This is a genomic window from Aquibium carbonis, from assembly GCF_003970795.1.
Taxonomy (GTDB): domain Bacteria; phylum Pseudomonadota; class Alphaproteobacteria; order Rhizobiales; family Rhizobiaceae; genus Aquibium; species Aquibium carbonis.
Genome location: NZ_RWKW01000116.1, coordinates 1 through 5852 on the forward strand (window position 1 = coordinate 1; position 5852 = coordinate 5852).

Here is a 5852-nt window from a genome sequence, read left to right on the forward strand (position 1 = left end):
TCCAAAGAATCCAGATCAAACCTCCACGCCAGTCCTATTTCTCAAATGCGATTCCCCTAGTCGGCGCGGCGCCGGGCTGCAAGTGCGCCACGCAGGCGCGTCAGGCGGCGACCTGGTGGTGGACGGCTTCCAGCAGCGCCTGGGGATCGAGCGGCTTGGTGACGAAGCCCGTGGCGCCATGGGCGAGGACGGTGTGCCGCGTCGATTCGCGGCTGTCGGCGGACAGCACCATGATGGGCAGCGCCGGCAAACCTTTTTCCTCCTCGTGCTTGCGGATGAGGGCGATGGCGTCGAGCCCGTCCATCACCGGCATGTGCAGGTCCATCAGCACGAGGTCGGGGCGGCTTGCGCCGCGCGCCGCCATCACCGCATCCACGGCGGAGCGGCCGTCGGGGACGTGGTGGACGGTGTGGCCCATCTTTTCCAGCACGGAGCGGGCCAGGAGGGCGTTGATCTCGTTGTCCTCGGCGACGAGGATCCGCAACCCCTTCGGCGCCGGCTTGCGGCCGTGCTGGCGCTTGAGCCCGAGGCGGTGGACGACCCGCGACGGCGCCATGTCGAGCGCGCCGTCGGTCAGGACGCGCATCATGGTGGCGCCGCGCACCGGCCGCGCCAGGAACGCCGGGTAGCCCGCGTTGCGGAACTGGAACAGGCGCCCGCGATCGGTCGGCGAAATGAGGATGACGGACTGGAACGGGGCGCGGGACGCCGCGCGCAGCCGCGCCACGGTGGCGCCGTCGGGCGATTCGAGAGCGGCGTCGATGAGCGCCGCGTCGAAGGGTTCGTGCGGGGGCGCGACCACCAGCTGCTCGGCGTCGGCGGCGCCGCGCGCGACGGTTGCGCTGCCGCCATGCGAGCGGATGGTGAGCGCCATCGCCTCGGCCTCGACGACGTTTTCGGAGACGATCAGGACCGCCTTGCCGCGAAGGGCGAAATAGGGCGCGATGACGGCCTGGGGGCGCTCCGACAGGGGCATCTCGAAGATGAACTCGGCCCCCCTGCCCACCTCGCTCTCGACCATGATGCGCCCGCCCATGGCCTCGACGATGCGCGTGGAGATGGCGAGGCCGAGGCCGGCGCCGCCATGCTTGCGCGTCGAGGTGCCGTCGGCCTGCTCGAACTCGCGGAAGACGCGACCGATCTCGGCGCGCGAGAGGCCGGGGCCGCTGTCGCCGACGGAGAAGCGCAGCGCCGGCGGCTCGTCCTCGCGGCTGGCGCTGACCTTCACCAGGACGCCGCCTTCCTCGGTGAACTTGACGGCGTTGCCGACGAGGTTGAGCATGACCTGGCGAAGCCGGCCCGGATCGGCCTCGATCAGGGCGGGGACTTCGGGTGCGATGTGGCAGCCCAGCCCGATGCCCTTGGCGAAGGCGCGGGCGGCCATCAGTTCGACCACGTTCTCGACCAGTTCGCGCGGCGACATCGCCTGCGGCTCGAGCTCGAAGCGGCCGGCCTCGATCTTGGAGAAATCGAGCAGATCCTCGATCAGGGCCAGAAGCGCGTTGGCGGAGGTGGACACGGCGCCGACATAGGTGCGCTGCTCCGGCGTCAGGTCGGTGTCGGCCAGAAGCTTGGCCATGCCCATGATGCCGTTCATGGGCGTGCGGATCTCGTGGCTGACGGTGGCGAGGAAGCGCGACTTCGCCTGGCTGGCGAATTCGGCGCGCTCGCGCGCCGAGATCAGCGCGGTTTCGGCCCGTTTGCGCGCGGTGATGTCCCGCGCGATGGTGCGGTGGGACACCGTGCCGGTGGCCTCGTCGCGAACCGACAGCTCGATCCAGGAGAACCAGCGGACGCCCTCGCGGGTGTGGATCGACACGTCGGTGGAGCTCAGATACTCGCCGTCGGCGAAGGAGGCGTCGGGCACCACGCCGACGTCGACGCCGAGTTCGCGGAGCGTGCGGCCGAGAATTTCGCGCGGCTGGCGGCTGAACAGGTCGGCGAAGACCGAGTTGGCATAGACGATGCGGCCGTCGCGGTCGCGGTGGACGACCAGATCGCCGAGCGCGTCGATCAGCCCGCGGAAGCGCTCCTCGCTCTCGTGGAGTTCCCACATGCGGTCGGCGAGGGTCTCGATCTCCTCGCGCGTCTGGGCGACGCTCTCCTCGGCGATGCGCTCGAAGCGGGCGTCGTCCACCGTCCGGCGGCCGAGCACCAGGAAGCCGATCAGGCCGGTGGCCAGCAGGCCGTAGCCCAGAAGCCGCGGCGCGCCCGACAGATGCGCGTAGCCGGCGAGGACCAGGATCGAGCTCAGGATGACGAGTTCGGCGATGGCGTAGCGGTCGCGGGACTTCCCCAGCGCCGCCGCGACACGGCCGAACCGGCCCGGGACGTGGGTCCCGGACAGCGATCGAACGCCGTGTCCCTTTGGTGCCGTTTGCTCCGACATGATGGCCGCAGCCTAGCCGGTCGAGCTTAGGGAAGGTTTTGTCCGGGTGCTAAAACTTTACCGAAATCGCCCCGCGGGGTGGTTTCAACGGGCCATGTCGACCACGACCCGGCCCCGCACCTTGCCTTCGACGATGGCCCTGGCGGCGGCGACGATGCCGTCGAAGCCGATGGTGGTGGACAGCGCGGCCAGCCGCGTGCGGTCGAGATCGACCGAGAGCCTGTTCCACGCCTCCACACGCAGGGCGCGAGGCGCCATGACCGAGTCGATGCCGAGCAGCGAAACGCCGCGCAGGATGAACGGGGCGACGCTGGACGGGAGGTCCATGCCGCCGGCCAGCCCGCAGGCGGCGACCGCGCCGCCATAGGAGGTCATCGAAAGCAGGTTGGCCAGCGTGTGGCTGCCGACCGCGTCGACGCCGCCGGCCCAGCGCTCCTTGCCGAGCGGCCTGGCGGGCCCGGTGAGCTCGTCGCGGGCGATGACCTCGGCCGCGCCGAGATCCTTCAAATAGTCTTCCTCCGACGTCCGGCCCGTGGAGGCGATGACGTGATAGCCGAGCCTCGACAGAAGCGAGATGGCGACGGAACCGACGCCGCCGGCCGCGCCGGTGACCACCACCGGGCCGCGCGAGGGCACGACGCCGTGGCGTTCCAGCGCCATGACGCAGAGCATGGCGGTGTAGCCCGCCGTGCCGATGGCCATCGCCTCCAGGGGCGTCATGCCGTCGGGCAGCCGGACCAGCCAGTCGCCGCTGACGCGCGCCAGGCCGGCATAGGCGCCGAAATGCGTCTCGCCCACGCCCCAGCCATTGAGGACGACCTTGTCGCCCTTCTTCCAGTCCGGATGGCCCGAGGCGATGACGGTGCCGGCGAAGTCGATGCCCGGCACCAGCGGAAAGCGCCGCACCACGGGCGCCAGCCCGGTGATGGCCAGGCCATCCTTGTAGTTGACGGTGGTCGCCTCGACGGCGACCGTGACGTCGCCTTGCATGAGATCGTCGATCGAGAGCTCGGTGGTTTCGACCGACTGTTTCCTGTCCTCGCCGCGCGAGACCATGATTGCCCTGAAGTGATCCACCGTCTTCTCCCTTGATCCTGTGGTCTGGCGGACTGTGCTGCGACCGCGACAGCCGGTCAACCGTCGCGCGGACCGTCTGCCGGTCCCCCGGCGCGCGCCTGGCGGCGCCAGACGAAGACCTCGTCGAGGATGACCAGCCCCGCGCCGACGGAGATGAAGGCGTCGGCGAGATTGAAGACCGCGAAGGACCAGACGGGCGTGTGGAACAGGACGTAGTCGACGACGTAGCCGAGCACGAGCCGGTCGATCAGGTTGTTGGAGAAGGCCCCCGAGAGAATGAGCGCGAAGCCGAGGCGGGCCAGGCCGTGCGCGGGATTGGTGCGCGCGGCGAGCCAGCCGACGAAGATCATCACGGCGACGGCGAGGCCGATCAGGAACAGCCGGTCCATGCCGGCGAACATGGAAAAGGCGATGCCGGTGTTGTGGATGCGGAAGAGCCCGAGAAACGGCAGGATGTCGATCAGCTCGTGCATGTCCATGCGCGTTTCGACCAGGAACTTGATCCACTGGTCGATGCCGATGCCCGCGACGATGACGGCGAAGAAGGCTGGCCACCTCATGAGGCGGTCGCTTCCAGCGAAAGCGCCGCGCGCCGCACTTCGTAGAGCATCACGCCGGTGGCGACGGCGAGATTGAGCGAATCGGCGCGGCCGGCCTGCGGGATGCGCACCAGCCGGTCGCAGGCGCCGGCAAGCGTTTCGGGCAGGCCCTGCTGCTCGTTGCCCATCAGGAGAACCACCGGCCGTTTGCCATAATCGACCGTGCGGTAGTCGACCGACCCCTTCAGATGCGTTCCGGCCACGAGACCGCCGAACCCCTTGCGCCAGGCGAGGAAGGCCTGCTCGCTGGCCCGCGCCACCGGAACCGCGAAGATCGAGCCCATGGTGGCGCGCACGGTCTCGACCGCGAAAGGATCGGTGGTGTCGCCGACGAGGATGACGCCTTTGGCGCCGACGGCGTCGACGGTGCGGATGACGGTTCCCAGATTGCCGGGATCACGAACGCGGTCGAGCGCCACCCAGACGTCGTCGCCCGCCGGCCTGACGTCGGCAAGCGGCGTCCAGCGCTGCTCGAACACGCCCACCACCATCTGCGGGTTTTCACGCCGGGTGATGGCGGCCAGCACCTTGTCGTTGACCTCGAGCACCAGACCGCCGGCGGCCACCGTGCGGGCCGCAGCCTTCTCGACGGCGGCGTTGCCGAGACCGGACTTCGAGAAGACCAGCGTGCGGATCGTCCAGCCGAGATCGAGCGCGTCGATGACGAGCTTCAGGCCCTCGGCCATGAAGGCGTTCTGCTGGTCGCGGAATTTCTTCAGCGCCAGCGCCTTGATGTCCTTGACGATCGGGTTGGCGAGGCTCGTGACTTCCTTGACCTGGCCGACGCGACGGTTTTCGCCGGGCGCGCTCATGCGGCCACCCAGCGCGAAAACAGCGATGTCGACAGCGCGCGGCCGGCCGTCTTCTCCCGGATCACCAGTTCACCCGACTCCACCGTTCCGCCCATGCCGGCGAAGGCGTCGCGCATCAGGGCGTGGATGGCGAAGAAGGAGGCGCGGATGGAATAGGCCGTGAGCACCACCGACAGCGGCCTGTCGGACAGGATGGCGCGGGTGAGGTCGACCATCGCCGGAAGGTCTTCGAAGAGTTGCCAGACCTCGCCCTTCGGCCCGCGCCCATAGGCGGGCGGGTCGAGCAGGATGATGTCGTAGCGGCTGCCGCGGCGCTCCTCGCGCTCGACGAATTTCTTGGCGTCCTCGCAGATCCAGCGGATGGGCCTGTCGGACAGCCGCGCCATCTCCTGGTTCTCGCGCGCCCAGCCGATCGCCTTCCTGGAGGCGTCGACATGGGTGACCTCCGCGCCGGCGCGGGCCGCCACCAGCGAGGCGAGGCCGGTGTAGCCGAAGAGGTTCAGCACCTTGACCGGGCGCTTCGCCTCGCGGATCAGCGTCTCCATGTGGCTCCAGTGCGGCGCCTGCTCGGGAAACACCCCGACATGGCGAAACGAGGTGAAGCGGCCGAGATAGTCGATCCCGTCATGCTTCATCGGCCAGGTTTCGCCGAGGACGGACTTGGGGAAGCGCCAGCGGCCGATGCCTTCCTCGTCGGTGTCGCCGGTGAAGACGGCATCGACGTCGGCCCATTGCGCCGCGCCGAGCGCGCGCGCCCAGACCGCCTGGCCCTCGGGCCGGACGATGCGGTAGGGGCCGTACTGCTCGAGCTTTTCGCCGTCGCCGGAATCGATCAGCGCGTAGTCGGCGCCGGGCGCCACCTCGAGGATCAGCGGCACGCGCTCGGCCGGAAGCGCGCCCTGGCGGCGCTGCCGGTGGACGGCCGAACGCGGCGTCTCTGCGGACGGGGCGCGCTCGTCCTGACGCGCGGGCCGG

At 69.6% G+C, this 5852-nt stretch carries 5 protein-coding genes; all 5 read right to left on the reverse strand.

Going from position 1 to position 5852, the window contains the following annotated elements; translation table 11 throughout:
• Positions 1-100: 100 nt before the first annotated feature.
• Positions 101-2389 carry a hybrid sensor histidine kinase/response regulator gene (locus tag EJC49_RS23540; RefSeq protein ID WP_126702377.1) on the reverse strand — a complete coding sequence of 763 codons (2289 nt, stop codon included), beginning with the start codon at positions 2387-2389 and terminating at the stop codon, positions 101-103.
• A gap of 84 nt (positions 2390-2473) precedes the next feature.
• The gene (gene acuI, locus EJC49_RS23545; RefSeq protein WP_126702380.1) at positions 2474-3445 is read right to left on the reverse strand and encodes an acrylyl-CoA reductase (NADPH); all 972 of its coding nucleotides are present in this window, start codon (positions 3443-3445) and stop codon (positions 2474-2476) included.
• A 77-nt stretch (positions 3446-3522) separates the two neighbouring features.
• The gene (gene lspA, locus EJC49_RS23550; RefSeq protein ID WP_126702378.1) at positions 3523-4026 is read right to left on the reverse strand and encodes a signal peptidase II; all 504 of its coding nucleotides are present in this window, start codon (positions 4024-4026) and stop codon (positions 3523-3525) included.
• Positions 4023-4877, reverse strand: coding sequence for a TrmH family RNA methyltransferase (locus tag EJC49_RS23555; RefSeq protein WP_126702379.1), 855 nt, complete (start codon positions 4875-4877; stop codon positions 4023-4025). The genes lspA and EJC49_RS23555 overlap by 4 nt, the downstream gene beginning before the upstream one ends.
• A partial coding sequence (locus EJC49_RS23560) for an RsmD family RNA methyltransferase (RefSeq protein ID WP_245453538.1) occupies positions 4874-5852 on the reverse strand: 979 nt, incomplete at its 5' end. The genes EJC49_RS23555 and EJC49_RS23560, both read right to left, overlap by 4 nt.